The following is a 24616-nucleotide window of genomic DNA, read 5'->3' on the forward strand; positions in this document are numbered from 1 at the left end:
GTGCGCAACGCCGTCGCCGCGGCGGCGAGCCTGGTGGTCATCGCCCTGCTCGCCGCCGTCCACCTCACCCAGGGCACCGCCGGCACCGGCGTGCTCGACGTCCTGCGCGCCGCCGTCGGCGCCGGTGACGAGCAGACCTACGCGGTCCTGACCGGGTCCCGGATGCCGCGCCTGCTCACGGCTCTGCTGCTCGGCGTGGCGCTGGGCGTCGCGGGCGCGGGCATGCAGTCCGTGGCCCGCAACCCGCTCGCGGCGCCGGACACGCTCGCCGTGAACGCCGGCGCCTACCTCGCGGTCGTCGCCACGTCCGCGCTCGGGCTGTCGCTCGGCACCCTGCCCTCCGGCGCGACCGCGTTCGCGGGAGCGCTGGCCGCCGCCGTCGTGGTGCTCGGCCTGTCCGGCGCCGGGTCGGCGACCCCGCGGCTGGTCCTGGTCGGCTCGGCCGTCACGCTGGCGCTGCAGTCGATCACCATCCTGCTGCTGCTGTTCTACGAACAGGAGACGTCGGGCCTGTTCGCCTGGGGCAGCGGGTCGCTGAGCGTCGCGAACCTGGACGCCACCGCACGGATGGCGCCGGTCGTGCTCGCCGCGACCGTCGCGCTGATCGCGATGGGGCGGTCGCTCGACGTCCTGGCGCTGGGCGACGACAACGCGACCGTGCTCGGCCTGAAGGTGCGGCGCACGCGGATCGGCGCCGTGCTGCTGACCGTGGCACTCACGGCCGCCGCGGTGACCGTCGCCGGACCCGTCGGGTTCGTCGGCCTCTGCGCGCCGGTGATCACCCGCCTGGTCCTGGCGCGCGAAGGCCGCCACCGCGTCCTGCTGCCGCTGTCCGGACTCGTCGGTGTCGTGCTGGTGCTCGGCGCGGACGTGCTGCTGCGGGCCGTGATGGGCTCCGCCGCCGCTCTGCGCGTGCCGACCGGTGTGATCACCTCCGTCGTCGGTGCCGTCGTCCTCGTGTGGCTGGCCCGCCGCAGCCGTCCGGGCGGCACGCGCCGCCAGCCCCCGGCGGGACGCGTCGGCGTGGCGGGCTCGCGGCGCCGGCTCGTGCTGATCAGCGCGCTCGTCGTGGTGCTGCTGGTGGCCGCCCCGATCGCCGGCATGCTGTTCGGCGATCGGCTGGTCCTGCTGGGCGACCTGGTCAACTGGCTGTCCGGGCGCACCGGCACCGCGCTGACGTTCGTGCTCGACCAGCGCCTGCCGCGGGTGCTCGCCGCCCTGGTCGCGGGTGCGGCGCTGGCGGTGTCCGGGTGCGGCATCCAGTCGGTGAGCCGCAACCCGCTCGCCGAACCGGGCCTGCTCGGCATCACCGCGGGCGCGGGCCTGGGCGCGATCGCGCTGATCACGTTCGTGCCGCTGGCCGGCGTGTGGCAGATCGCCGGTGCGGCGGGCGCGGGCGCGACGGTCGCGTTCGCCCTCGTCTACGGCCTCGCCTGGCGGTCGGGCCTGGACTCGGACCGGCTGGTCGTCATCGGCATCGGCCTGTGGTCGGGCGGGATGGCGCTGATCACGCTGATGATCGTCACCTCGGACCCGTGGAACATGGCCAAGGCGCTCACGTGGCTCTCCGGCTCCACCTACGGCCGGACGCTGGACCAGGTGGTGCCCGGCCTGATCGCGCTGGCGGTGCTGACCCCGCTGCTGTGGTCACGGCACCGCGAGCTCGATCTGCACAGCATCGACGACGACACCCCGCGCGTCCTGGGCCTGCGCCTGGAACGCTCCCGCCTGGTGGTCCTGGCCGCGTGCGGTGTTCTCGCCGCGACGGCCGTGGCCGCGATCGGCGTGGTGGCGTTCGTGGGCCTGGTCGCGCCGCACCTGGCCCGGTCGCTCGTCGGCGGCCGGCACGCCCGCGTCCTCCCGGTGGCCGCGGCGATCGGCGCGATCCTGGTCAGCGCCGCGGACACGCTGGGGCGCACCGTCATCGCGCCGGCGCAGATCCCGGCGGGTCTCGTCATCGCGCTGGTCGGAACGCCCTACTTCGTGCTGGTGCTCTGGAGGACCAGGGCCACGCGGGCCTGACCGTCCCGGCGCACCGGCTGGTGCTCGCCGAAGATCAGGCCCCAGTCCAGCGCGGGCGCGGGAACCGCGCGGGGCTCGGCGACGAGGCCGTGCGCCGGGACGATCGCACCGTTGAGGAACTGCCACACCTCGTCGCCCACACGCTGCTGGGCGGGGGTGGCGGTGGCCTGGCGCGGCTGCGGGATGCCGGTCGGGATCGTTGCCACGAAACGGATCCCGCGGAACCCCTCGGCGTCGGTCGCCTCCAGCGTGCCGTGGTGGCGGGTGGCGATCCGGCGGGCGATGGCGAGCCCGAGGCCCGCACCGCCCGCGGCACGGGTGCGGGCCTCGTCGAGCCGGGTGAACCGGTCGAAGACGCGTTCCCGGTCCGCCTCGGGGATGCCGGGACCGTCGTCGATCACCTCCAGCGTCGCCGCCGTCCCGCCGCGCAGCCGCACCACCACCTCGGTGCCCGCGTGGCGTTCGGCGTTGTCGAGGAGGTTGCCGAGCAACCTCGACAGCTGCGCGCGCCGGCCGGGGACCAGCACGTGCTCGTCGGTCTCCAGCGTGACCCTCGCCCGGCGGGAGACCTCCTTCCGCGCGAGGGCGGCGAGGTCGACGGTGTCCTGCTTGTCGAGCGCGTCGGCGTCGAGCCTGGCCAGCAGCAACAGGTCCGTGGTCAGCTCCTGCACCCGCTCGGTGTCCTCCAGCGCCGCCTTCACGACCGTCGGCCAGTCCGCCATCTCCGGGTGCGACAACGCGATCTCGAGCTCGGCCCGCAACGCGGCCAGCGGGCTGCGCAGCTCGTGCGAGGCGCCCCCGACGAACCGGCGGGTGTCCTCGACGGAGCGGTGCAGCCGGTCGAGCGTCTCGTTCACCGCGGCGCCTAGGCGCGCGATCTCGTTGTCCGACGACGGCACCGGCACCCGCCGCGTGAGGTTGTTCTCGTTGATCTCCGCCACCTCGGCGCGCATGGCCTCCACCGGCCGCAGCACCCGGCTCACCGCCGCCAGCACCGTGACCCACACCAGCCCGGTGATCGCGGCGAGCACGCCGAACAGGATCAGCACCGCGTTGCTGAGCTGCTGCTGCGCCTGCGCGGCGATGCCCCGCGCCACGTCCTCGGAGGGCGGCGGCCCGTCACCGACCACCTGGTAGCGCGTGTCGTCGACCGGGGAGAACGGCCACAGCGACAGCTCGGGCCGCACCTCGCTCGTCACGTGCTGGAACCAGGTCACGTATCCCGTCACGCCGACCTGCGCGGACCCGTCGAGACGCCGGCACCCCAGGCTGGAGCAGATGTGGTGCACCCGCGAGTCGTCCGCGGTCCGCACGGTGACCTGCCGGCGCTGCGACTCGAGCAGGAGCACCCCGGCGAACCCGACCAGCAGCGCGGTGGCCACCGTCGCCAGCACGGTCACCTTGACCTGCAAGGACTTCACCGGTCCACCAGCCGGTAGCCCACACCCCGCACGGTGGTGATGCTCCGCCGGTCGAACGGCGTGTCGATCTTGCGGCGCAACGAGCTGATGTAGACCTCGACCAGGTTGGGGTCGGGGTCCTGCGCCGAGTCCCACACCCCGTCGATGATCTCCGACTTGGTGACGACCTCACCCGCGTGCCGCAGCAGGAAGTTCAGCACGGAGAACTCCTTCGCCTTCAGGTCGATGAGCGTGGTCCCGCGCCGGCACTCCCGGCTGACGGGGTCGAGCACGAGGTCGCCCGCCCGCAACAGCACCGGCTGCGCCGTCCGCGACCGCCGCCCGAGTGCGCGCAGCCGCGCCACCAGCACCACGTACGAGAACGGCTTGGTGAGGTAGTCGTCCGCCCCGGTGTCGAGCCCCTCGGCCTCGTCGAACTCGCCGTCCTTGGCCGTGAGCATCAGGATCGGCGTCCACACGCCGGCGTCGCGCAGCTCCTGGCACACCCGGTACCCGTTGAGGCCGGGCAGCATGATGTCGAGGACGATCACGTCGTACGGGTGCTCCCGCGCCCGCCACAGCCCGTCCGTGCCGGTGCGCTCCACGTCGACGGCGAACCCCTCGGCCGTCAGGCCGCGGGTCAGCAGATCGGCGAGACGGGGGTCGTCCTCCACCACGAGCACGCGCATGGGGGCAGAGTGCCGCATCGGCCCCGGTCACGTCCTGAAATCCGGTTCAGGATCGTTCAGCGTCGTTTCAGGTTCACCCTGGCAGGCTCTGTGCTGTGGGTGAGGGGGGTCCACGGCCGGGGGAGAGGATGGCGGCGCCGCTGGGGGGCGGCGCTGCCACCTTCTGGCTCCGCGGTCAGGCGCCCGGCGGCTGGAACGTCCGCCGGTAGGCCGTGGGCGTGACCCCGACGCTCGAGTGCAGGTGCTTGCGCAGCAACGTGGAGCTGCCGAACCCGACCTGCCGGGCCACCTCGTCCACGTGCAACGCCGTCGTCTCCAGCAGGGCGCGCGCCCGGTCGACCCGGCGCTGGATGATCCACTGGGCCGGGCTGGTGCCGACCTCGGCGTGGAACCGGCGGCCGAACGTCCGCACGCTCATGTGCGCGTGCTCCGCCATGTCCGCCAGCGTCAGGGAGCTCCCCAGCCGGGTGAGGGCCCACGCGCGGGTGGGCGCGGTCGAGCTGTGGTCGTCGCGGGGGAGCGGGTGCTCGATGAACTGCGCCTGCCCGCCGTCGCGCCACGGGGCCACGACGCACCGCCGGGCGGCCGCGTTCGCGACGTCGGCACCGTGGTCGCGGCGGACGAGGTGCAGGCACAGGTCGATGCCCGCCGCGCCGCCCGCCGAGGTGAGGATCCGGCCCTCGTCGACGAACAGGACGTCCGGCCGCACGTGCACGGCGGGGAACAGCCTGCGGAACCGGTCCGTGAGCGCCCAGTGCGTGGTGGCCGCGAGCCCGTCGAGCCATCCCGCGGCGGCGAGGACGAACGCCGACGTGCAGAGGCTGACCACCCTCGTCCCCGGCCGGATCAGGTCCAGGGCCCGTGCGACGGCGTCGTCCAGCACACCGGACTCCAGCAGGTCCCCGGTGGGCTTCTGGGTGGCGATGACGACGGTGTCCGCGCCGGCGAGCAGGCGTTCGTCGTGGTCCACGGTGACCGAGAAGTCGCCATCGGTGCGCACCGGCAGGCCGCCCAGCGAACAGGTGCTCACCGAGTAGAGGCGTGCGCCGTCGGCGTCGAGGGCTTCCAGCAGGACGCGGCTCGCGATCCCGAGGTCGAACGGCATGACGCCGTCGAGGGCGAACACGGCGACCTTGTGCGGCATGGCGTGATTATTACGGATGTTGTCATTCACGCCAATCGACCGCCGCGGCAGCGCTGGCGAGACTTCCTCCCATGAACACCACACAGGTCACGACCGGCTCCACCGTCGTGACGTCGCAGTCGATCAGCCGGGAAGCCGCCCTGGCGCTCGTCCAGGCCGCGATCAGCGCCTCCGCCGACGAGGGGGTCGCGATGGCCGTCGCGGTGACCGGCTCGAGCGGCCACCTCAAGGCGTTCGCCGCCATGGACGGATCGCCGTTCCTCGCGACCGAGGTGGCCGTGGACAAGGCGTGGACCGCCGCCGCCTTCGGCCTGCCGACCCACACGTGGGCGGAGATCGTCGCCCAGCCGGCGACCGCGCAGCTCGCCCACCGCCCGCGGCTCGTCGCGGTGGGCGGCGGCTTCCCGATCGTCTCCGGCGGCGTCGTGGTCGGCGGGCTCGGCCTGTCCGGCGGCACCGCCGAGCAGGACGCCAGGGCGGCCGTCGTGGCCCTGCGCGCCCTCGGCTTCGACGGGGGAGAAGACCGATGACCGACTTCGAGAGGACTTCCGGCGTGTTCTACGAGATCCGCCGCTACCAGGCCCGGCCAGGGCTGCGCGACGAGTGGGTCGCCTACATGGAGTCGGTCGTGCTGCCGTTCCAGGAGTCGCTCGGCATGGACGTCACCGCGTCGTTCGTCGACGAGGAGGACCCGGACGGCTACGTCTGGATCCGCCGGTTCACCGGCGAGGCGAACCGGGAGGAGCTGTACGCGAAGGTGTACGAGCACCCGCGGTGGATCGACGAGATCCGGGTCGAGGTGGCGCGGCTGATCGACCTGGACCGGATCACGGTGACCCGCGCAATTCCGACGAGCGCCTCGGGGCTGAGCTGACGGGCACCGCGGCACCGGGCTGAACTCCGCGCCACGGGCAGGCGTATCCCTCGGTGAGCGAGCACCAGGGCCACCGACGGAGGAGCACGGATGAACCCCTCAGCCCAGATCGCGTTCCGCCTGGCCGTCGCCTTCCTGGTCATCGGGCTGAGCGGCGCGTCGGTCGCCGCGGTGGTCGGGCTGGTGCTCAACAACGCCGTGTCCTCGGCGACGGCCAAGCTGTGCGCGAGAGACGCGGTCGCTCCGGCCGGCGGCAAGGACTACCTCGCGCAGAACAACGTGTGGGGTGCCGAGACGCCGCAGTGCGTCACCGTCGGGGACCAGTCGTTGCGGGTCGAGAGCGCGGAGCACCACGTCCCGCCCGCGGGCGCCCCGGCGTCGTCGCCCTCGCTGTTCCGCGGGTGTCACTGGCAGGAGTGCACGGACGTGGGCGACCTGCCGGTCCAGGTGTCGGCGATGCCGCGCATCACCAGCGACTGGGTCAGCCGGCAGGTCGACACCGGGGTCTTCAACGCCGCCTACGTCGTGTGGTTCCACAGCAAGCCCGTCGCCGACGGGACTCCGGACGGCGCGGAGGTGGTGATCTGGCTCCGCAGCCGCGGCGGGGTGCGGCCGGGCGGGACGCTGCTGGCCGGGGAGGTGCCCATCGCGGGTGCCCGGTGGAACGTGTGGCTCGCCCGCGACCAGGACCGGGTGCGCCTCACCTACGAGCGGCTCGGCGAGGTCACCGAGGTCCGGGGGCTCGACGTCAGCGCGTTCACCGAGGACGCCGTCGGGCGCGGGCAGATCTCGCTGGACTGGTACCTGGTCGCGGTCGAGGCCGGGTTCAACCTGTGGAGCGGGGGTGCCGGGAACGCCATCGAGGAGTTCTCGGTGTCCGTGGACGAGTGACCTCACCGCAGGAACGGCCAGCCCGCCGAGTCGTAGGACAGCAGGTTGATGCCGAGCCGCGACGCGCCGGAGTCGGTGTAGTAGTGGTAGAGCAGGACATCGCCGTCGACGTCGGCGAGGACGTCCTGGTGCCCGGTGCCGTGGACGCTGCCCTGCCCGGCGAGGACCTCCGTGCCGCCGCCGGAGGTCAGGGCGGTGCCGTCGCGGGCGACGTACGGGCCGGTGACGCTCGTGGAACGCCCGGCCACCACCCGGTACGTGCTGGCCGCTCCCCGGCAGCAGTGGTCGAACGAGACGAACAGGTAGTAGTACGCCCCGCGCTTCACGATGTTCGGCGCCTCGATCGGGCCGCCGTTCCTGCCCGCGAGGGACCGCACGGACGAGTCGGACCGCAGACCGGTCGAGGGGTTGAGCGCCACCATCTTGATCCCCGACCAGAACGAGCCGAAGCTCAGCCACCAGCGGCCCTGGTCGTCCACGACGAGGTCCGGGTCGATGGCGTTGAAGTTGTCGGACGCCGACGACTCGACCACGAGCCCGCGGTGGGTCCACGTGCCGGCGTCCCCGGTGGGGCTGGTGGCGAGGAAGATCGCCGACCGGTTCGAGCCGAACGTCGAAGCCGAGTAGTAGAGCCAGTACCGGCCGTCGCGGTAGGACAGGTCCGGCGCCCACAGGGTGCCGCTGCCGCCGGTGTAGGGGCTCGTCCACGACGCACCGCCGGGGAACGCCGATCCCGCGGTGCGGAACGCGATCCGGTCGGTGGAGGTCTTCAGGGAGATGCCGGTGCCCGTGTGCGCGACCAGGTAGCTCCCGTCCGCGCGCCGGACCGCGCTCGGGTCGTGCACACCGACGTCCCCGGTGACCCGGCCCGGCAGGGGGTAGGCCGAGGCGGGGGGAGCCGTGGTGATCGTGGCGGCCAGGACCGCCAGCAGGACCAGTGCGGATTTCCGCGAAGTGCTCATGTCACTCCAATGCGAAGGTCGCGTCCGCCCGTCCCTGTGCGTCGCTCACCGCTTGCAGGACGAGCAGTCCGTTGGCGGCGCGCAGGTACAGGCCGGGGAAGTTCAGCGACTCGAACGACACCGCGCCGGAGCCGGCCAGCCCCGCGCGCTGGGTGAAGCTCGCGTCGTTGCGGAACAGGGTGCTGCCGTCACCGCGCTCGACCCACAGCTCGTTGTTGCGGTGCCGCAGGTGGTAGCCGGGGAAGTTGGTCGACTCGAACGAGGTCGTGCCGGAACCGGCGAGTCCCGCGACGAGCTTGAACTGCGAGTCGGCCAGCGGGGACACGTTCGCCTCGACCCGCGCGCGGTACTCCCAGTGCCGCACGAACCGCTCCGGGCCGGCGTAGGTCTTCAGCCGCACCGGCGTGGGGCCGTCGGGGACCGGGATGCCGAAGTCCGGCGTGCCGTCGGACCGGTAGTGGACCTTCTGCACCCGCGTGCGGCGGTTCGGGTCGTTCAGCGGATCGCCGCTGATGTCGCGGTAGTTGCGGTCGTGGTAGACCATGACGTCGCTGGTGCCGTCCTCGGACACGGTGAACGAGTTGTGTCCCGGCCCGTACTGGCCGGTCGCGGCGTTGGTGGCGAAGACGGGGCTGGGGCTCTTGGTCCACGACGCCGGGTTGAGCAGGTCCGCGGACGCCGGGGCGGTCAGCATGCCGAGGCAGTAGTTCGCGTCGGTGGCGCTGGCCGAGTAGGTGAGGAAGATCTTCCCGTTGCGCTGCAGCACGGTCGGTCCCTCGGCGACCTTGTAGCCGCGGGTCTCCCAGGACAGCGCCGGCACCGTCAGCCGGGTCACGGAGCCGGTGATCGTCCACGGGGTGGAGCCCATCCGGGCGAGGTAGACGTTGGAGTTCGTGGAGATGCCCGGCTCCTGCTGCGCCCACGTCAGGTAGCGCACGTTGTTGTGCACGAACGTGGACGCGTCCAGCGAGAAGGTGTCCCACGGCGTCGTGATGCGGCCGCGTTCGGTCCACGACCCCGTCACGGGATCGGCGCTGGAGCTCTCCAGCACGTACATCCGGATGCGCCAGACGTCGTCACTGCGCCCGGCAGCGAAGTAGACGTACCACTTCCCGTTGATGAAGTGGATCTCCGGCGCCCAGATGTGGGCGGCCATCTCACCACTGGAGTGCTTGCGCCAGATCACGGTCTCGGCCGCCGACGCGAGCCCCTGGATCGTGGTCGCGCGGCGCAGCACGATCCGGTCGTACTCCGGGACGGTCGCGGTGAAGTAGTAGAAGCCGTCGGTGTGCTTGAAGACGTGCGGGTCGGCACGCCGTTCCGCGATCGGGTTGGTGTAGCGCGCCGCGGGCGTCGCACTCGCCTGCGGCACGGGGATCCACGCCGAGACGGCGAGCACCAGCACGGCCAGGCGGAGGAACGCGGTCTTCATCGACTGTCCTTTCAGGCCAGTGGCGCGGCGACGGTGAACGACGCGTCGCCGGCGAACCCCGAGTCGGAGGTGCGCCAGTCGACGCGCAGCTCGTAGTTCTGGTGCCGCAGGAACCGGCCGGGGTGCGAGTAGGACTCGAACGACGTGCTCCCGCCGCCCGCGAGTCCGGCCCGCCCGCAGAACGTCGCGTCGCGCGCGAAGGTCGCATCGCCGGCGTTCACGTCCAGCCGCACCCGGAAGCCGTAGTGCCGCAGGTAGCGGTCCGGGAAGTTCGTCGAGCGCAACGAGTGGCAGCTCGCGTTCGCGAGCCCCGGCACGACCGTGAACGTCGCGTCCTGCCGCACCGCCAGGGCACTGGACGAGCTCACCGGGTCCAGATGGCCGAGGTTGTCGCGGTGCCGGACGTAGCGGTCGGGGGAGTTGACCGACCGCAGCGACCGCGCGCCGGTGGCCACCGCCGTGCCGTCGCCGGAGTCCTCCCGCAGCACCGTGAAGTGCCGCGCGGTGCCCGACAGCCCGCTCAGCTCGACCTTCGCGCCGAAGCTCGACAGGTTCGTGCTGTCGGCGTAGAAGTACCGGCGCTGGCCGTACTGGTCGAAGTAGATCCGCCAGCGCCCGTCGGGCAGCTGCACGAGCGCGGGTCCTTCGAGCCCGGCGCCCCAGCCCGCCCAGTTGCCGGTGCCGACGAACGTCCACGGCCCGGTCAGCGAGGTGGCGGTCGCGTGCTCGACGTACTTCGTCGTCTCGTTCTTGAGGAAGTTGTGGTAGGTGCCGCCGACCTTGACGAGGAAGCTGTCGATGTAGTTGGCCGGGATGCCGAGCGGCACCGGGCTGGTCCACGCCGACAGGTCCGCGTTCGCCGCCGTGATCCGGTAGGGCCGGAACTGCCCGGCGGTCCCGGCCGTGGACGCGGAGAAGACCACGTGCACGCTGCCGTCGGAGTCCTTGAACCACTCCGGTGCCCACGTGCTGCCGGTGGCCCCGTTGAGCCCCACCCGGACGGTGCGCAGGAACGTCCAGTTCACGTAGTCCGCGCTGCGGGCGAAACCGATGGTGTCGCCGGTCCAGTTCGTCGTGTGGACGATGTAGTAGTAACCGTCGGTGTGCCGCAGGACGCTCGGGTCGCGGATCAGGCCGGACGGCGGCGTGTAGGCGTTGGCCCGGACCTGGCTGAAGCCGGTCGCGTCCGCCGAGTCGTAGACGTTCATGTTCGACTCGCTGCTGTTCGTGAACGCGGTCATCAGGTAGTGCGGGACGGGTCCGGCGGCCCGGGCGGCCGGTCCGGCGGTGACGAGACCCGCCGCGGTCAGCACCGCTGCCACGACGGCGATCAGCACGTGCCTTCCACGGGAGGCACGCGGCAGGGAGAAACGCATGGACCGACTCCTTGCGCCAGTGAGAGGGGGTCCGCAGGGTGAGCGTTAACACTATGTGGCACGGCTGTGGTGAGTGGCAATGATGGCTCCCGCTGGTTTGTCGAAGTTAGCGATAACACTTTTCATGCGGGCGATTTTCCGTGTCGAATTCGATTCGAACGCCATTCGACGATCGTGCTTGGATGAGGCTGTGACCGATCAGGACGTGGGCGGGACCGTGCGAGACGTGGCCGGTCGCCTGCCCGGCATCCCGGAACTGCGGGCGCTGTGCCGTGCCCTGGCCGCGCTGGACGTCGTGCTGGATCCCGGCAGCGAGCAGCGCCACCACCTCTACGACACCGCCTGGGCACCGGGCCAGGAGCACGCGTCCAAGTACGACGGCGCCGGCAACGACTACTCGGTGGTGTTCGGTGCCGCGGGCGCGTACGTGCGCGGGTTCGACCACGAGTCGCCGATGAGCCCGTACGCCACGGACGACGGGGAGCCGTGGCCCGGCGTCCTCGACTCCGTGCCCGAGGTGTTCCGCGAGCACGTGGAGGAGCCGGCGTTCTCCGACGAGTCCGGCACGCCGAACGTCACGGTGTGCCTGTGGCGCGAGCACGGTGACACCGCCTGGCGGCACGGGGACGTCGCCGTCCCGGCCGGTGGCGGGGACGGGGCCGGCTGGCTGTTCGCGCTGCTGACCGACCACGGGCCCGAGGCGTTCCGGGACTGGGCGCAGGACTACTACGAGCAGCCCGTCGACCTCGAAGCCGTGCGGCACGTCTACGCCGGGAAGCCGCTGACCGAGGCCGTCGTCACCGCGCTCAACCCGGCCACGACGCTGGCCGCCGTCGCCGGCGAGGTCGCCGGGACCGGTTATCCGGTCGGCTGACCGTCGAGCGGGGGACGGCTCCCGGCCGGCAGCCCCTCCGCCAGTTCGCGCAGCAGGGGCAGCGGAACCGCGGAGTACTCCGGAAACCGGTGGTAGGGCTTGACCATCGGGTGGAACCGGCCGGGCAGCCCGCCGGACCGGGCCAGCGCCACCAGCGCCGTGCCGATGCGCTGGGCCGGCACGCGGAACGCCAGCTCGTGACCGTCCAGTTCGGACACCCGCGGCAGCCACTCGTCGAGGAAGGCCTCCGCCTGCTCCCGGTGGCCGGCGAGCGCGTCGGCGAAGACCGAGCACAGGGCCGACGCGGCGGTGTCGTCGCTGCGGGACCGCACGGTCAGGCTGATGGTCTCGTTCGTGTCGCCCGGCCGCCGGATGGCGAACACCTCGCCGAGCGCGGCCCACGGGTCGGCCTCGGCCAGCGCGGCGAGGGCGGACTCCCGGTCGTCCCGCCCGAGCAGGCCGTCCTCCAGCACGAACCACAGCGGGCCCCGGGACGTGCGGCGGGTCAGTTCGCCGGTCGCGGTGCCGAGCAGCCGGTGCGCCGCGGCCACCGTCGCGGGGACGTCGACCCCCAGGTAGGTCGCGTCCACCCCGGTGATCGCCTCGGGCGCGGCGCGCAGCGCGGTCTCCAGGGTGGTGCGCTGGGCCGGCGTCACCTCCTCCGGCAGCAGCGGCCGGTAGGTCTCGCCGCTGGGGCGGAACTGGCGCGCCATCCGTTCGAGCAGACGGGAGTGGAGGGTGGGCAGCGCGTCCTCGGACTCCACCAGCAACGTGTCGTCGTCGGTGCCGAAGAGCCACGCCGCCGCGGCCAGGTCGGCGAGGTCGGCCGTCCACGCGTCCTGCACCGGGTACTCGCCCTGCGCCAGGTGGCGGAGCAACGCCCGTGAGTCGTCGTCGGCGAAACCCGAGTGGACGAGACATGCCGCCGCGGCGCCACGTACGTGCAGCGACGGGCTCCGGGTCATCAGATCCCGTGCCGCCGCAACGTGATCCACCCTCGTGTCAGCGCGTCTGGTGCCGCCGGGCACGACGCCGTTGGCCCGCGCCGCGAGGAAACCGCGGGCCAGGCAGAGACCCGCGGTCGCGTCCGGCGTGAGGGCCGGCAGCCCGCGCGGCTCCCGGCCCAGCAACACCAGCAACCGCAACGCTTCCTCGTCACCGGTGCGGTCCCACATCGCCTCGATCTCCGCGGCGTGCTCCGCCACCGCGGCCGTGCACTCCCGCACCACCTGTGCGACGTGGTCGGGCCGCGTCACGAAGTGCGTCTCGCCGAACGCGATCCTGGCCAGGAACATCAGCGCCCACCCGTTGTCCCGGCGGACCAGGTCGACCAGGAACGGGATCGCGGCCTCCGACGCGGTGAACACCGAACCCTGGTGCGTGGTGGCCGAGTAGAGGCCGTAGACGCCGAAGGCGCGGTCCGCGTCGTCGTCGCTCGTCAGCGCCTCGATGAACAACGGCGTCCGATCGGCCGTGCCGTAGGCGTCTTCGAGGGAGGCCCAGTCCACGTCGTGCAGTCCGGCGGGGGGCGCCGTGGTGCCGCGCAACGGCGGCCGTTCCAGGCCGTCCCCGTCGTCGTCCTCCTCCTCGAAGTCGGGGAACTCGAAGTCTGGCAGGTCGTCAGCGTCGAACACGGTCCGTCCCGGCGGGTCGAGGGCAGTGGGTGCCGAGGCTAGCGCCGCCGGGCACGCGGCTCAGGTGATCGGGTCGCCACCGGTCACGCCGAGGACCTCGCCGGTGACGTAGCCGGACTCCTGCGACGCGAGGAACACGTACGCGGGCGCCAGTTCCGCGGGTTGCGCGGCCCGGCCCAGCGGCGTCCTGGTCCCGAAGCCGCCGATCCGGTCGGCGGGCATGGTCGCGTGGGTCAGCGGTGTCCACACCGGACCGGGCGCGACGGAGTTGACCCGGATGCCCCTGCCGACGAGGTCGGCCGAGAGGTTCTTCGTGAAGTTGACGACGGCGGCCTTGCTCGCCGCGTAGTCCATGAGCACGGGCAGGGGAGCGAAGGCCTGGATCGACGAGGTGTTGATGATCGCGGAACCGGGGCGCATGAACGGCACCGCGGCCTTGCAGAGCCAGAACATCGCGTAGACGTTGATCCGGAAGATCGCGTCGATCTCGTCGCCGCCGACGGCGAGCAGGCCTTCGCCGCGCGCCATCTGGTGCCCCGCGTTGTTCACCAGCACGTCGATCCGCCCGAACTCCTCCCGGGCGCGCTCGGCGACCTGGCGGCACATCTGCTCGGTGCGCAGGTCGCCGGGGACGAGCACGGCCCGGCGGCCGGCCTCGCGCACCAGTTCGGCGGTGCGCTCGGCGTCCTCCTGCTCGTCGTCGAGGTAGGACAGCAGCACGTCGGCGCCCTCGCGCGCGAACGCGATCGCGACCGCCCTGCCGATCCCGGAGTCGCCGCCGGTGATCACGGCCGCGGTGTCCGGCAGCCGTCCGCTGCCGCGGTAGGTGCGTTCGCCGTGGTCGGGCTCCGGAGCCGTGCGGTCACCGGGGCGGGGGTACTGGGTCCGGGGGTCCTGGCGGGTGTACTGGTCCTCGGGCATCTCTGGCCACCTCGTGACGACGGGACGCGAACCGGTCGAGCCAGGGTCTCACAGCGGCGCCGCCGCAGGGCGCCACCGCCGTGGAGACCGTTCCGCCCGGTCGCTCAGAACGCGTCCTCGGTGAAGTCGCTCGGCAGGTCGTCGTCGAAGTCGCCGCGCGACCGCCGGGTCCGCTGCTGTCCCGCCGCGACGACCTCGTCGAGGTCCTGTCCCTCCCGGATCGCCGTGTACGCCCGTTTCAGCGAAGGCGCGCTGGTCTGCACGGCGCGCTGCACGTCCGGGTCGCCGACGGCCCTGCCGGAGGCGATGTCGCGCCAGGACAGCAGGCCGGCGTCGACCTTGCGTTGCAGGTCCCTCAGCGCGTTCGGCGCGTCCTTCGACCGGGCGTGCTTCTCGATCGCGGCGATGTCCGCGGGGGACAGGTCGGTGCCGCGCGTCCGCACCCTGGTCGCCTCGAGCGCCACCTGCTCCAGCCGCGCGCCCCTGGCGTCGAGGTCCTGCCGCCACGCCTCGAGCTGCCGGCGGGCGGTGTCGTGGGGGAACGTCATTCGGCACCCCCGGCGGGCGGCGCCTTCGGGTCCGCCCAGTGCTCGGCTCCGGCCGCCTTGCCGAACTTGGTGTGCGCCTTGTAGCCGCTCTTCGCCGCACCCCACGCCCCGCTGCCGGCGGCGGACGCGCCGTCGCCGAACTTCTCCCTGCCGTCCTGCCAGGTGTCGACCACGTCGAAGAAGTCGTTGGCGTCGCGCACGTCCGGGATCCGCGACAACGCGGTGCCCATCTGCTTGATCCCGTTGATCATGCCCTGCACGCCCTCGATCAGCGTCTGCATCGACTGGATGAGCTTGCGCACCTGGTCGGCTATGTTGACCACGTCGTAGACCATCCACACGGCACGGCCCCAGCCGACGATCGGGATCCACGCCGTCATCGCGGCCTTCATCAGCTTGTCGCAGATGGTGTCGAGCAGCGTCAGCGCGAGCTTCGCGGCCGAGCGGCACGAGCTCGCCATGTTCTTGAACCGGTCGCCGATGAACTTCGCGATCTGCGAGTCCCACTCGATCGCCGTGGTCCAGGTGCGGCGCATCCGGTGCTCGAAGCTCTGCGCGGCACCGCCGTCCCAGTGCGGCGACAGCTCCTCGACGCCGTTGTTCACGTTGTGGCGCACGGTGTCGAGCGCCTTGGCGACCCGGTCCCACGCGGCGGCGTTCGCGTCGATCTTCTCGAAGTCGCCCGCCAGCGGCATGACGAGGTCGCGGACCAGGTCGTCGCCGGTCACCTGCTGGTAGATCCAGTTGACGCCCTGGATCTTCCACCCGGCGGCCTCGATCAGCTCCTTGACCGTCTGCCGGCCGGGCCGGTCGTCGGGCACGGCGCGCAGCGCGACGTGCGGGTCCTCGACGTCCTGGTAGCCGTTGCAGACCCCCGCGCTCACCGGTCCACCCCCAGGAACCGCTCCAGCCAGGACGGCGGTTCGGCGTTGCGGCCCGCCGTGTCGATCAGGCGCAGGCCCACCTCGTCCGCCTTCTCGTACACGTGCGCCGACTTGGCCAGCGCCTCGGCGTCCTTCCCCATCTTCTCGGCGGCGACGCCGAGCGTCTCGCCGTAGAGCTGCGCGACCCCGGTGACGACGGGGTCGAGCAGCGACAGCAGCCCGGTGAACCCGGACGTGTCCCCACCCCTGAGAACCGCGTGCTCCCGGATCGTCAGGAAGTGCCGCGCCTGACGTTCGAGGAGCCCGCCGCAGCCGCGCAGTTCGTCCGGCACGACGTGGAACTTCTCTCCCATGGCGGATGACTGTAATTTGCGGTTCCGTCACATTTGGCGTTATAGACAAGATGAATCGCGACCCGGCGGGACGACCGCGCGGACCTCAGCGAGCCGCTCGACCGAGTGGTCGTCGTTCCAGCACACCGCCGCCTCCCACGCCGCGTACGCCTGCGCGGCGATGTCGTGGGCGGTGTCGTCCAGGCCCGCGGCGTTGAACGGCAGCACGAGGTCGAGGTCGGGGACGTCGACGTGCGCCTCGTCCCAGTCGATCAACGCGACCCCGCGCGCGGTGACGCGCACGTTGCCGGGGTTGGGATCGCCGTGCACGACGCAGGACGGGCGACCCGCGAGCCGCGCCCACGCCGCCCGGCAGCGGGCCACGCCCTCGGGCGGCATGGCCGTGAGGTCCACCCTCGTGCCGGACTCGGCGTGCAGCAGGTCGGTCGACGACCGCCACCCCGGTCGCTGCGGCCGGCCCCGGGTCAGCCGGTGCAGCTCGCGCAGCGCGGCGGCGACGCCTCGCCAGTCGGCGCTCGACGAGGGCGGCTCTCCGTCCAGGTAGGTCGTCACGACCAGACCGTCCGCGAAGAACCGGCCGTCCTCGGCCGGGATCGGCACCGGAACGATCAGCCCCGCGCGGTCGAGGTGGCGCAGGAGGTCCGTCTCCCAGGCGAGGTCGGCGTCGCTGCGCGTGCCGAGCCGGCCGACCGCCCGGCGTCCGCCGACGCGCACGGTCCACACGTCGTTGGCGGCCCCGCCGGAGAGCGGCTCGACGCGGACGGCGTCCGCGCCCCACCGCCGCAGCGCGTCCCAGCCGGCGGTCACCGCTGGGCCGCCAGGGCGTCGCCGAGCGGCGTCCGCCGGTAGAGCACCGACCGGCCCGACCGCGCCTTGCTCAGCAGACCCGACCGGAGCAGGACGGTGAGGTGGTCGCCCACGGCGCCGGGAGCCATGCCGAGGCTCCTCGCGAGCTGCGTGGTGCTGGCCGGTTCGTCCAGTTCGGACAGCAGCTGCGCGCGGGAGCGCCCGATGAGGTCGCCGATCGCGCCGGGGTCGGCGGGCGTGCCCGGCTCCCACAGCGCGGAGATGCCGCGCGCCGGGTAGACCAGCGCCTTCGGCCACGGCTGCTCGGTGTAGGCGGACACGTTCGGCCAGCCGAACACCGACGGGATGAGCAGCAACCCGGCGCCGCCCAGGTCGATCGTCCCGCTGGCCGCCCGCAGCTGGATCTCGATCGCGCCGTCGTGCCACCGCGTCCGGGGGTCGAGCCCGGCGATCGCCGCCGCCCAGCCCTCGCGGCTCAGCAGGCCGGCGCGGTGCACCACGTCCCGTTCGCAGATCGCCCGCAGCCGCGCCCAGTCGGCGGCGAGCAGCTCGTGCCAGGCCACCTCGAGCACGTCCGCGACGCGCGCGACGACGTCGCGGCCGCGCAGGACCGACAGCACCCGCACGTCGTCGGTGGGCCGGCGCCGCAGGCACTCGGCGATCTCCCTGCGCGCCAGCGGCAACGGCGTGGCGCGCACCCTGGCCAGGTCGTCGCCGACCGTCTGGGCCAGGCCGTGCGGTGGCGGCGCGACGAAGTCGGCGCCGTAGTCGGGAGCGCACAGCGCCAGCACCGCGTCCAGCTCGGTCTCCGCGCGCAACCGGCGGTAGACCGGGCGCAACCGCTCGGACCAGTCGCGCGGCAGCGGCCTGCCCGCGCGGCCGGACAGCCTGCGCAGCAGCTTGTCCAGCTCGAGCAGGGGAGCGATGGCGAACCTGCTCGCCAGCAGGTCGTCGGCTCCGGCGGTGAACCTCAGCACGCACCGACCCTACGTCCAGGAACGTATCTTTGGCGGCGCCGAGGGCGGCACGCGGACGCTGACGGCATGCCGTCCACCACCACCCGCGCGACCTTCGGCCACGTGCTGACCCGCCCGGTGTTCCGGGAGCTGCTGGCCACCCGCGTGGTCGCGATCGCCGCCGACGTGCTGCGCACCGTCGCGCTGTCGACCGCGATCTTCCGCAGCACCGGCTCACCGCTGCTGGCCGCGCTCGCGTTCGGCCTCGCGTTCGTGCCGCAGGCGTTCACGGGAGTGCTGTTCGGCCCGCTCACCGACCGCGTCCGCCCGCGCACCCTGATCGTCACCACCTACCTCGCGACCGGCGCCGCCACGGGCCTGCTCGGGCTGGTCATGCCGCCGACGTGGGTCGTGCTCGTGGTGATCACGCTCGTCGGCTGCCTCGGACCGGCGCTCAACGGCACCGCCGGGCGGCTGATGGCCGACGTGCTCGACGGGGACGCGTACGTCATCGGGCGCTCGGTGATGTCGATGGCGATGTCGTTCGCCCAGCTCGGCGGCCTGGCGTTCGGCGGGCTCGCGGTGGCCGCCCTCGGCGCGCGGGACGCGCTGCTGATCAGTGCCGGCGCCGTGCTCGCGACCGCGGTGGCGGCACGCCTGCTGCTGCCGGACCTGCCCGCCGCGCCGGGTTCCGGGAACGTCGTGCGACAGGGCTTGTCGGGCACGAGACAGCTGCTCGCGAACCGCACGACGAGGGTGCTGCTGCTGACCCAGTGGCTGCCGCCCGCGTTCGTCGTCGGCGCGGAGAGCCTGATCGTCTCCTACGCCCTGAGCCGCGGCTTCACCACCGGCGCGGCCGGCCTCATGCTCGCCGCCCTGCCCGTCGGCATGATCATCGGCGAGTTCCTGGTCGCGCGGTTCCTGGGCCCGGACGCGCGGCGCCGCGCCGTGCCGGCCCTGATCGCCCTGCTCGGCGTGCCGCTGCCGGGGCTCGCGTTCGCCCTGCCGGTCGCGGCCTGCTGCACGCTGCTCGTGGCGAGCGGCGCGGGCTTCGCCTACACCCTGGGCGTGGCGGCGCCGTTCCGCGACGCCGTGCCGGAGGCCCGGCGCGGCCAGTCGTTCACCGTGCTGTCGGCGGGCCTGATGACCGCGCAGGGCGTGGGCCCGGCGCTGTGGGGAGCGCTCGCCGAGCTCGTCCCGATCGGCCACGCCATCGCGGCCGCCGGGATCGTCACCGCGCTGACCGCGGCTGCTCTCCACCCCGCTCTGCGCGCTGCCGCAGCACCGCGAGCGCCTCGTCCGCGTGGACGGTGAAGCGCAGCTCGCTCTTGACCACCCCGAGGACCCGGCGGTCGGTGTCGATGACGAACGTGCGCCGCCGGGCGTGCAGCGGGCTGAACCGCCGCCAGGCGCCGAACTGCCGGGCCACCACGCCGTCCACATCGGACAGCAGCGGGTAGTCGAACCCGTTCGCGGCGGAGAACGCGCGCTGCGTCCCGACCGCGTCCGGGCTGATCCCGACCCGGTGCGCGCCCACCTCGGCGAACTCCGCCGCCAGGTCGCGGAAGTGGCAGCTCTCCGCCGTGCACCCGCCGGTCATCGCGGCGGGGTAGAAGAACAGCACGACCGGCCCGGAGGCCAGGAAGCCGGACAGCGAGCGGGGCTCGCCGCCGTCGTCGGGGAGGGTGAAGTCCGGTGCCGTGTCGCCTCGTTCCATGCCCGGTGTTCGGAGCCGCGGCCGGGCCGGATTGGTCGCGGCCGAGACCTGCGCTAGCAGGCGGCGTGCTCGTCGGACCCCGTCAGCAGCTCGGCGACCGGCCGCCGCGGCGTCGCCGGGACCGGCGTGCTGAACCCCAGGCGCAGCACCGTCTGCGGCACGAGCATGCCGCCGAGCGAGCGCCGCAGTTCCTCGCGCACCTGCCGCACCTCGACCGGCTGGGACAGGAACGACGCGGACAGCCCGCGCGTGCCCGCGGTGAGCAGGACGCGCTGCATCGCCTGGCCCGCCTGCAGTTCGCCGAGCGGTCCGTCGTAGAACGAGCAGAGCACCACGACGAGCGGATCGGACTCGTAGTCCTTGCCGGGCCGGCGTTCGGGGCCCCGGAAGTCGCGGAACGCCCACTCGTCCTGCATCGCGGGCCGCACGCCCGCCGAGGCCGGCGGCACGCCGTCGGACGCGCCGGGGCGGGGGCCGGTGAACGCGGCGAGCTCGGCCTGCACGCCCGCGTCGGCGAGCTGGATCTCGTGCGCCCGCCGGACGAGCCGCTTGATCTGCGCCCGGTCCCGGGGCGTCGTGATCACGTGCAGCCACGAGCGCTCCAGCTCCGCCGCCCGCACGAGGGCGTGGCGCTGCTGCGGGTCGACCGGCGCCTCCAGGAACGGCCTGCGGTTCGTGCGGCGGTGCGGCACGGCGTCGAGCAGGGCGCGGTTCTCGGCGGTGATCCTCATCGCCCCGCCGCGGCGCACCACGGCGAGCGCTCCCGGCGCGTCGTGGCCGGGCAGCACGGACACCAGCGGCCGCACGCCCTCGGCCTCGAGCGCCAGGCGCAGGTTGAAGAGCGCGGCCCCGCACGACAGCCGCAGCTCGCGGTCCTCGGGGTCGGTGGCCGCCAGCCTGCGGCGCGGGTCCGCGTGCAGCTCGATCCGGTCCCGCCGCACGAGGAACCGCCAGGGCTGGGTGTTGTGCACGGACGGCGCGAGCGACGCCGCGGCGAGCACGCCCTCGACCTGGTCGGGCCCCAGCCCCAGCGCCGCCGTCACCTGGACCATGTCCTTCACCCCATCGTGTTGCCCGGTCGAACCTGTGGTCGTTCCACCTTCCGCGCCGCCCGCGGGCCGACCCACTGTCGAAGGTCCCGACCTGACCGGGACCGCTTGGCGTGGCCCGGGGTGCGTGAAAGGCTTGATCCATGGGAGGTCCGGAGGAGCGGCCGTCCCGCAGCCTGCTGAGCGGGTTGCGGCTCGACGACCTGCTCGACGAGATGCGCGACCGGCTCGCCGAGATCGGGTCGACCAGGGACAAGATGCAGAGCCTGCTCGACGCGGTGCTCGCGGTCGGGGCGGGCCTGGAGCTCGACTCGACGCTGCAGCGCATCGTCCAGGCCGCGGTGGAGCTGGTGGGTGCCCGCTACGGCGCGCTGGGGGTGCTCGGCTCGCGGCACAACCTCGCGCAGTTCGTCCACGTCGGCATCGACGCGCCGACCCGGGCCGGGATGGGACACCTGCCCGAGGGGCAGGGCCTGCTCGGACTGCTGATCGAGGAACCGCGGACGATCCGGCTGCACGACCTGTGCGAGCACGCCGCCTCGGTCGGGTTCCCGGCGAACCACCCGCCGATGCACAGCTTCCTCGGCGCTCCCGTGCGGGTGCGCGACGAGGTGTTCGGCAACCTCTACCTGACCGAGAAGCAGGACGGCGGCGACTTCACCGCCGACGACGAGGTCGTGCTGGAGGCGCTGGCCGCCGCCGCGGGCGTCGCGGTGGAGAACGCCCGCCTGTTCGAACGGTCGCGGATGCGGGAGAGGTGGCTGGAGGCGACCGCCGAGATCAACGCCCAGCTGCTCACCGGCGCCACGGCCGAGGACGCGCTCCGGCTGATCGCCCAACGGGCCGTGGAACTCGCGTCGGCGTCATGGGTGGCCGTGCTGCTGCGTGACGACAACGAGCTGCGCACCGCCGCACGGGCCGGCAGCGACGCCGCGCCGGACACCTTCAAGGCCGACGCCCCGGTGCTCGCCCAGGTCCTGGAGACGGGTGCGCCGGAACTGCTCGAGGACGTGGACGGACGGCTCGGCGACGTGTCCGGCGGGGCCGGTGCCGCGGTGGTGCTGCCGCTGCGCGCGGGCACGGCGGTGACCGGGGTGCTGGTCGCGGTGCGGGACAAGGGCGCGGCCGCGTTCGGCGCGGACCTCATGCCGCTGCTGGCGTCGTTCGCCGACCAGGCCGTCGTCGCGACCGAGTTCGCCGAGAACCAGAACGCCCGGCGCCTCGTCGACGTGCTCGAGGACCGCGACCGGATCGCCCGCGACCTGCACGACCACGTGATCCAGCGGCTCTTCGCCACCGGCATGAGCCTGCAGGGCTCGCTGACCTGGGTGACCCACCCCGAGGCGCGCAGGCGCGTGCAGAAGGCGGTCGACCAGCTCGACCAGACCGTGCTGGAGATCCGCACGTCGATCTTCGACCTGCAGGCGGACTCCGGTGACACCGGGTTGCGGCGCCGGTTGCTGAACATCGTCGCCGAGATCACCGAGGACGCGGAGCTCAGCCCGGCGATCCGGATGTCGGGCACCATCGACAGCCTGGTGCCCGACCACATCGGTGAGCACGCGGAAGCCGTCGTGCGGGAGACCGTCGGCAACGCGCTGCGGCACGCCCGCGCCACCGAGCTGACGCTCACCGTCGAGGCGGGCGACGCGCTGATCATCACGATGGTCGACAACGGCCTGGGCATGCCGCCGGAGGTCGCCCGCAGCGGCCTGCGCAACCTCGAGCAGCGCGCGGCCGAGCTGCACGGCGCGCTCACCGTCGCCGGCGAACCGGGGGGCGGCACGCGGGTGACGTGGCGGGTCCCGCTCGGCTGACGCCTCAGCCGGTCTCGTTGTCGTGCGCCGGCCTGCGCAGCTGCGAGGACAGCACGGCGGCCTGGGTGCGGCGTTCGAGGCCGAGCTTGGCGAGCAGGTGCGAGACGTAGTTCTTCACGGTCTTCTCCGCGAGGAACATCCTCTCGGCGATCTGCCGGTTCGTCAGCCCGTCGCCGATGAGGTCGAAGACGGTCCGCTCCTGCTCGGTGAGCGCGCGCACCGGGTCGCCCTGCTCGCGCTCGCGGCGGATGCGGTTGAGCAGCGCGGCGGTCGAGCGGGCGTCCAAGAGGGACTGCCCGGCCGCGACGGTCCTCACCGCCGTGGTGAGGTCCGTGCCGAGGATCCGCTTGAGGACGAACCCGGACGCGCCCGCCATGATCGCGTCGAACAGCGCCTCGTCGTCGGTGAACGACGTGAGCATCAGGACGTTCAGCTCGGGCAGGCGCGACCGCAGCTCGCGGCACAGCTCGATGCCGTTGCCGTCGGGCAGCCGCACGTCGAGCACGGCGACGTCCGGCGCGGCCGCCGGCACCATCGTGAGCGCCTCGGTGACCGACGAGGCCTCGCCCACGACCTCGAGGTCGGGGGAGGCGCTCAGCAGTTCCCTGATCCCGACCCGGACGACCTCGTGGTCGTCCACCAGGAAGACCCGCGACACCACCGCGACCACCTCTCCTCGTTCGTTCCCCGACCACGATGATTCCAGCCCGGTCGTGCCGGCACAGGGCCCTAAGACCCTGTCAGGACGCGCCCGGCGGCCCGCCCCGGCGCGGGGCCCGAGGTCCCCGGCGGCGGGGGGCCGCGGCCACTCACCCGCCGCGGCCCGCGCCGCGAGGCTGGAGTGCATGAGCGAGAACGAGTCCCGGCCCGTGGTGGTCGGAGTCGACGGATCACCCGCCTCCCTGGCCGCGCTGCGGTGGGCCGTCGAGGACGCGCGCAGGCGCGGCTGCGCGGTCGACGCGGTGACGGCGTGGCACGCGGACTACGGCGCGATGATCGGGCCGCTGCCCGCGGAGGTCTATGCCGGCGTGTCGTCGGAGGCGATGCGCACGGCCGCCCGCGCGGTGCTCGACCGGTCGGTGGCGGAGTTCGAGGACGTGGAGATCCGCCCGGTCCTCGTCGAGGGCGACGCCCGCGACGTGCTGCACAAGGCCTCCGCGGACGCGGCGCTGCTCGTCGTCGGGAACCGGGGCCGCAGCAGGATCGTCGAGGCGGTCCTCGGCTCGGTGAGCGCCTACTGCGTGCACCACGCGTCCTGCCCGGTCGTCGTGGTCCGCGAGGTCGCGCCCGCTCTTCCCCCGACCCCGGGCCCGCTGCTGTGAGTGCGGCCCCCGCGACACCGAGGAGCACAGCCATGAGCACCAAGCCGATCGTGGTGGGCGTCGACGGCACGCCCGCCTCGGACCGGGCCCTGCGGTGGGCGCTGGACGAGGCCGTCGTCCGCGGCTGCCCGGTGCAGGTCGTGCACGCCTGGACGTTCGAGGCGCTGAACGACTGGGCCGAGACCACCGAGCAGCGCGTGCGGGCCGAGTCGGAGGCGTTGCTCGACCAGGCCGTGCGGACGGCGTCGCAGGACCGCGAGACGATGCCCGACCTCGTCCGCATGAGCCTGCGCGGCGACGCGGCGGCCACCCTCGAGAAGGTGTCGGAGGGCGCCGCGATGCTGGTCGTCGCCTCGCACACCGACCGCGGGATCCGCCAGTTCGTCCTCGGGTCGACCAGCCTGCACGTCGTCCGGCACGCCCACGCGCCGGTCGTGGTCGTCCCGGTGACCGACCGCGAGCTCGCGGAGAGCGAGCGATGAGGGCGGCCGAGGCGCTGACCCGGCCGCTCGTCACCGTCGGCCCGCGCGACTTCGCCCGCCACGCCGCCGGGCTGATGGACGACTTCGGTCTCACGACGCTGCCCGTGGCCGACGAGGGCGTGCTGCTCGGCGTCGTGACGAGAGCGGACGTGGTGCGGGGCAGGGAGGGCGTGCCCGCGCCGTACGTGCAGCAGGTCATGTCCCAGCCGGTGCTGGTCGCCACGCGGGACACGCCGCTCGACGCCCTGTTCGACGCGATGGCCCGCCACGAGGTGCTGTGCGTCCCGGTGCTCGACGACGGCCGGGTCGTCGGCGTGGTCACGCGCTCGTCGGCGCCCCAGGCGCTCAGCCGCGCGGTCCTGCACAGCTGAATCAATTCTCTTTTCGGCTCTTGCCTGGAATATTGGTCCGGGTGCGGAGTGGTGATTACCAGAATGGTGGAACGGGGGCGACGGTCGTTCC

General features: G+C 73.1%; 26 protein-coding genes. 10 read left to right on the forward strand and 16 right to left on the reverse strand.

Annotated elements, in window-relative coordinates:
- The gene (locus ACFWGZ_RS01680; protein ID WP_382449516.1) at window positions 1-2022 is read left to right on the forward strand and encodes an iron ABC transporter permease; all 2022 of its coding nucleotides are present in this window, start codon (window positions 1-3) and stop codon (window positions 2020-2022) included.
- Here ACFWGZ_RS01680 and ACFWGZ_RS01685 read toward each other — a convergent pair.
- The 3 genes from ACFWGZ_RS01685 to ACFWGZ_RS01695 form a co-directional block, all read right to left on the reverse strand.
- Window positions 1977-3443 carry a sensor histidine kinase gene (locus tag ACFWGZ_RS01685; protein WP_382449517.1) on the reverse strand — a complete coding sequence of 489 codons (1467 nt, stop codon included), beginning with the start codon at window positions 3441-3443 and terminating at the stop codon, window positions 1977-1979. The two genes, ACFWGZ_RS01680 and ACFWGZ_RS01685, sit on opposite strands and share 46 nt — an antisense overlap.
- On the reverse strand, window positions 3440-4111 hold the full coding sequence (locus ACFWGZ_RS01690) for a response regulator transcription factor (protein ID WP_382449518.1): 672 nt from the start codon (window positions 4109-4111) through the stop codon (window positions 3440-3442). Before ACFWGZ_RS01690 ends, ACFWGZ_RS01685 begins: the two co-directional genes overlap by 4 nt.
- A gap of 175 nt (window positions 4112-4286) precedes the next feature.
- Window positions 4287-5285, reverse strand: a complete 999-nt coding sequence (locus ACFWGZ_RS01695; RefSeq protein WP_382449519.1) for a GlxA family transcriptional regulator — start codon at window positions 5283-5285, stop codon at window positions 4287-4289.
- 41 nt (window positions 5286-5326) lie between these two features.
- Here ACFWGZ_RS01695 and ACFWGZ_RS01700 point away from each other — a divergent pair, with 41 nt between their 5' ends.
- The 3 genes from ACFWGZ_RS01700 (at window position 5327) to ACFWGZ_RS01710 (ending at window position 7020) form a co-directional block, all read left to right on the forward strand.
- Window positions 5327-5785: a heme-binding protein gene (locus ACFWGZ_RS01700; protein ID WP_382449520.1), complete on the forward strand. Its 459-nt coding sequence runs from the start codon at window positions 5327-5329 to the stop codon at window positions 5783-5785.
- Window positions 5782-6129 carry an NIPSNAP family protein gene (locus ACFWGZ_RS01705; RefSeq protein ID WP_382449521.1) on the forward strand — a complete coding sequence of 116 codons (348 nt, stop codon included), beginning with the start codon at window positions 5782-5784 and terminating at the stop codon, window positions 6127-6129. The genes ACFWGZ_RS01700 and ACFWGZ_RS01705 overlap by 4 nt, the downstream gene beginning before the upstream one ends.
- Window positions 6130-6219: 90 nt before the next feature.
- Complete coding sequence (locus ACFWGZ_RS01710; protein WP_382449522.1) at window positions 6220-7020, forward strand: hypothetical protein; 801 nt, start codon at window positions 6220-6222, stop codon at window positions 7018-7020.
- A gap of 2 nt (window positions 7021-7022) precedes the next feature.
- Here ACFWGZ_RS01710 and ACFWGZ_RS01715 read toward each other — a convergent pair whose 3' ends face one another.
- From ACFWGZ_RS01715 to ACFWGZ_RS01725, 3 genes are read right to left on the reverse strand one after another with little or no spacing between them, the layout of a single operon-like run.
- Entirely contained in the window at window positions 7023-7982 is a 960-nt protein-coding gene (locus ACFWGZ_RS01715) for an arabinan endo-1,5-alpha-L-arabinosidase (RefSeq protein ID WP_382449523.1), read from the reverse strand.
- 1 nt (window position 7983) lies between these two features.
- Window positions 7984-9414, reverse strand: coding sequence for a family 43 glycosylhydrolase (locus ACFWGZ_RS01720; RefSeq protein WP_382449524.1), 1431 nt, complete (start codon window positions 9412-9414; stop codon window positions 7984-7986).
- Window positions 9415-9425: 11 nt separating this feature from the next.
- Window positions 9426-10790 carry a glycoside hydrolase family 43 protein gene (locus ACFWGZ_RS01725; RefSeq protein WP_382449525.1) on the reverse strand — a complete coding sequence of 455 codons (1365 nt, stop codon included), beginning with the start codon at window positions 10788-10790 and terminating at the stop codon, window positions 9426-9428.
- Between the two features lie 190 nt (window positions 10791-10980).
- Here ACFWGZ_RS01725 and ACFWGZ_RS01730 point away from each other — a divergent pair, with 190 nt between their 5' ends.
- Entirely contained in the window at window positions 10981-11664 is a 684-nt protein-coding gene (locus tag ACFWGZ_RS01730) for a hypothetical protein (protein WP_382449526.1), read from the forward strand.
- Here the strand turns inward: ACFWGZ_RS01730 and ACFWGZ_RS01735 are convergent.
- From ACFWGZ_RS01735 to ACFWGZ_RS01765, 7 genes are all read right to left on the reverse strand, one after another.
- Window positions 11649-13298 carry a hypothetical protein gene (locus ACFWGZ_RS01735; RefSeq protein WP_382449527.1) on the reverse strand — a complete coding sequence of 550 codons (1650 nt, stop codon included), beginning with the start codon at window positions 13296-13298 and terminating at the stop codon, window positions 11649-11651. The genes ACFWGZ_RS01730 and ACFWGZ_RS01735 overlap by 16 nt on opposite strands.
- Before the next feature lie 60 nt (window positions 13299-13358).
- Window positions 13359-14219, reverse strand: coding sequence for an SDR family oxidoreductase (locus ACFWGZ_RS01740; protein WP_382449528.1), 861 nt, complete (start codon window positions 14217-14219; stop codon window positions 13359-13361).
- Window positions 14220-14323: 104 nt separating this feature from the next.
- A complete protein-coding gene (locus ACFWGZ_RS01745) occupies window positions 14324-14767 on the reverse strand; it encodes a hypothetical protein (protein WP_382449529.1) in 444 nt (147 codons plus the stop codon).
- Complete coding sequence (locus ACFWGZ_RS01750) at window positions 14764-15651, reverse strand: WXG100 family type VII secretion target (RefSeq protein ID WP_382449530.1); 888 nt, start codon at window positions 15649-15651, stop codon at window positions 14764-14766. The genes ACFWGZ_RS01745 and ACFWGZ_RS01750 overlap by 4 nt, the downstream gene beginning before the upstream one ends.
- Window positions 15648-16004 (reverse strand): hypothetical protein, encoded by a 357-nt coding sequence (locus ACFWGZ_RS01755; RefSeq protein ID WP_382449531.1) that lies wholly within the window; start codon window positions 16002-16004, stop codon window positions 15648-15650. Before ACFWGZ_RS01755 ends, ACFWGZ_RS01750 begins: the two co-directional genes overlap by 4 nt.
- 39 nt (window positions 16005-16043) lie before the next feature.
- Window positions 16044-16811 (reverse strand): phosphotransferase enzyme family protein, encoded by a 768-nt coding sequence (locus ACFWGZ_RS01760; protein ID WP_382449532.1) that lies wholly within the window; start codon window positions 16809-16811, stop codon window positions 16044-16046.
- On the reverse strand, window positions 16808-17788 hold the full coding sequence (locus ACFWGZ_RS01765; protein WP_382449533.1) for a DUF5937 family protein: 981 nt from the start codon (window positions 17786-17788) through the stop codon (window positions 16808-16810). The genes ACFWGZ_RS01760 and ACFWGZ_RS01765 overlap by 4 nt, the downstream gene beginning before the upstream one ends.
- A 66-nt stretch (window positions 17789-17854) precedes the next feature.
- Between ACFWGZ_RS01765 and ACFWGZ_RS01770 the strand changes: the two genes are divergently transcribed.
- Entirely contained in the window at window positions 17855-19081 is a 1227-nt protein-coding gene (locus ACFWGZ_RS01770) for an MFS transporter (protein WP_382449534.1), read from the forward strand.
- On the opposite strand, the gene ACFWGZ_RS01775 is transcribed toward ACFWGZ_RS01770, so the two are convergent.
- Window positions 18999-19484: a peroxiredoxin gene (locus tag ACFWGZ_RS01775; protein WP_382449535.1), complete on the reverse strand. Its 486-nt coding sequence runs from the start codon at window positions 19482-19484 to the stop codon at window positions 18999-19001. The genes ACFWGZ_RS01770 and ACFWGZ_RS01775 overlap by 83 nt on opposite strands.
- 53 nt (window positions 19485-19537) lie before the next feature.
- Window positions 19538-20536: an Acg family FMN-binding oxidoreductase gene (locus tag ACFWGZ_RS01780; protein WP_382449536.1), complete on the reverse strand. Its 999-nt coding sequence runs from the start codon at window positions 20534-20536 to the stop codon at window positions 19538-19540.
- 140 nt (window positions 20537-20676) lie between these two features.
- Here ACFWGZ_RS01780 and ACFWGZ_RS01785 point away from each other — a divergent pair, with 140 nt between their 5' ends.
- Window positions 20677-22350, forward strand: coding sequence for a GAF domain-containing protein (locus tag ACFWGZ_RS01785; RefSeq protein ID WP_382449537.1), 1674 nt, complete (start codon window positions 20677-20679; stop codon window positions 22348-22350).
- A 4-nt stretch (window positions 22351-22354) separates the two neighbouring features.
- Here ACFWGZ_RS01785 and ACFWGZ_RS01790 read toward each other — a convergent pair whose 3' ends face one another.
- Window positions 22355-23011, reverse strand: coding sequence for a response regulator (locus tag ACFWGZ_RS01790; protein ID WP_382449569.1), 657 nt, complete (start codon window positions 23009-23011; stop codon window positions 22355-22357).
- A 184-nt stretch (window positions 23012-23195) separates the two neighbouring features.
- Between ACFWGZ_RS01790 and ACFWGZ_RS01795 the strand changes: the two genes are divergently transcribed.
- The 3 genes from ACFWGZ_RS01795 to ACFWGZ_RS01805 are packed head-to-tail and all read left to right on the forward strand — an operon-like array spanning window position 23196 to window position 24525.
- Complete coding sequence (locus tag ACFWGZ_RS01795) at window positions 23196-23672, forward strand: universal stress protein (RefSeq protein WP_382449538.1); 477 nt, start codon at window positions 23196-23198, stop codon at window positions 23670-23672.
- A 32-nt stretch (window positions 23673-23704) separates the two neighbouring features.
- Window positions 23705-24154 (forward strand): universal stress protein, encoded by a 450-nt coding sequence (locus tag ACFWGZ_RS01800; RefSeq protein ID WP_382449539.1) that lies wholly within the window; start codon window positions 23705-23707, stop codon window positions 24152-24154.
- Window positions 24151-24525: an HPP family protein gene (locus ACFWGZ_RS01805; RefSeq protein ID WP_382449540.1), complete on the forward strand. Its 375-nt coding sequence runs from the start codon at window positions 24151-24153 to the stop codon at window positions 24523-24525. The genes ACFWGZ_RS01800 and ACFWGZ_RS01805 overlap by 4 nt, the downstream gene beginning before the upstream one ends.
- Window positions 24526-24616: the final 91 nt, after the last annotated feature.

Source organism: Lentzea sp. NPDC060358 (assembly GCF_042725365.1).
GTDB lineage: Bacteria > Actinomycetota > Actinomycetes > Mycobacteriales > Pseudonocardiaceae > Lentzea.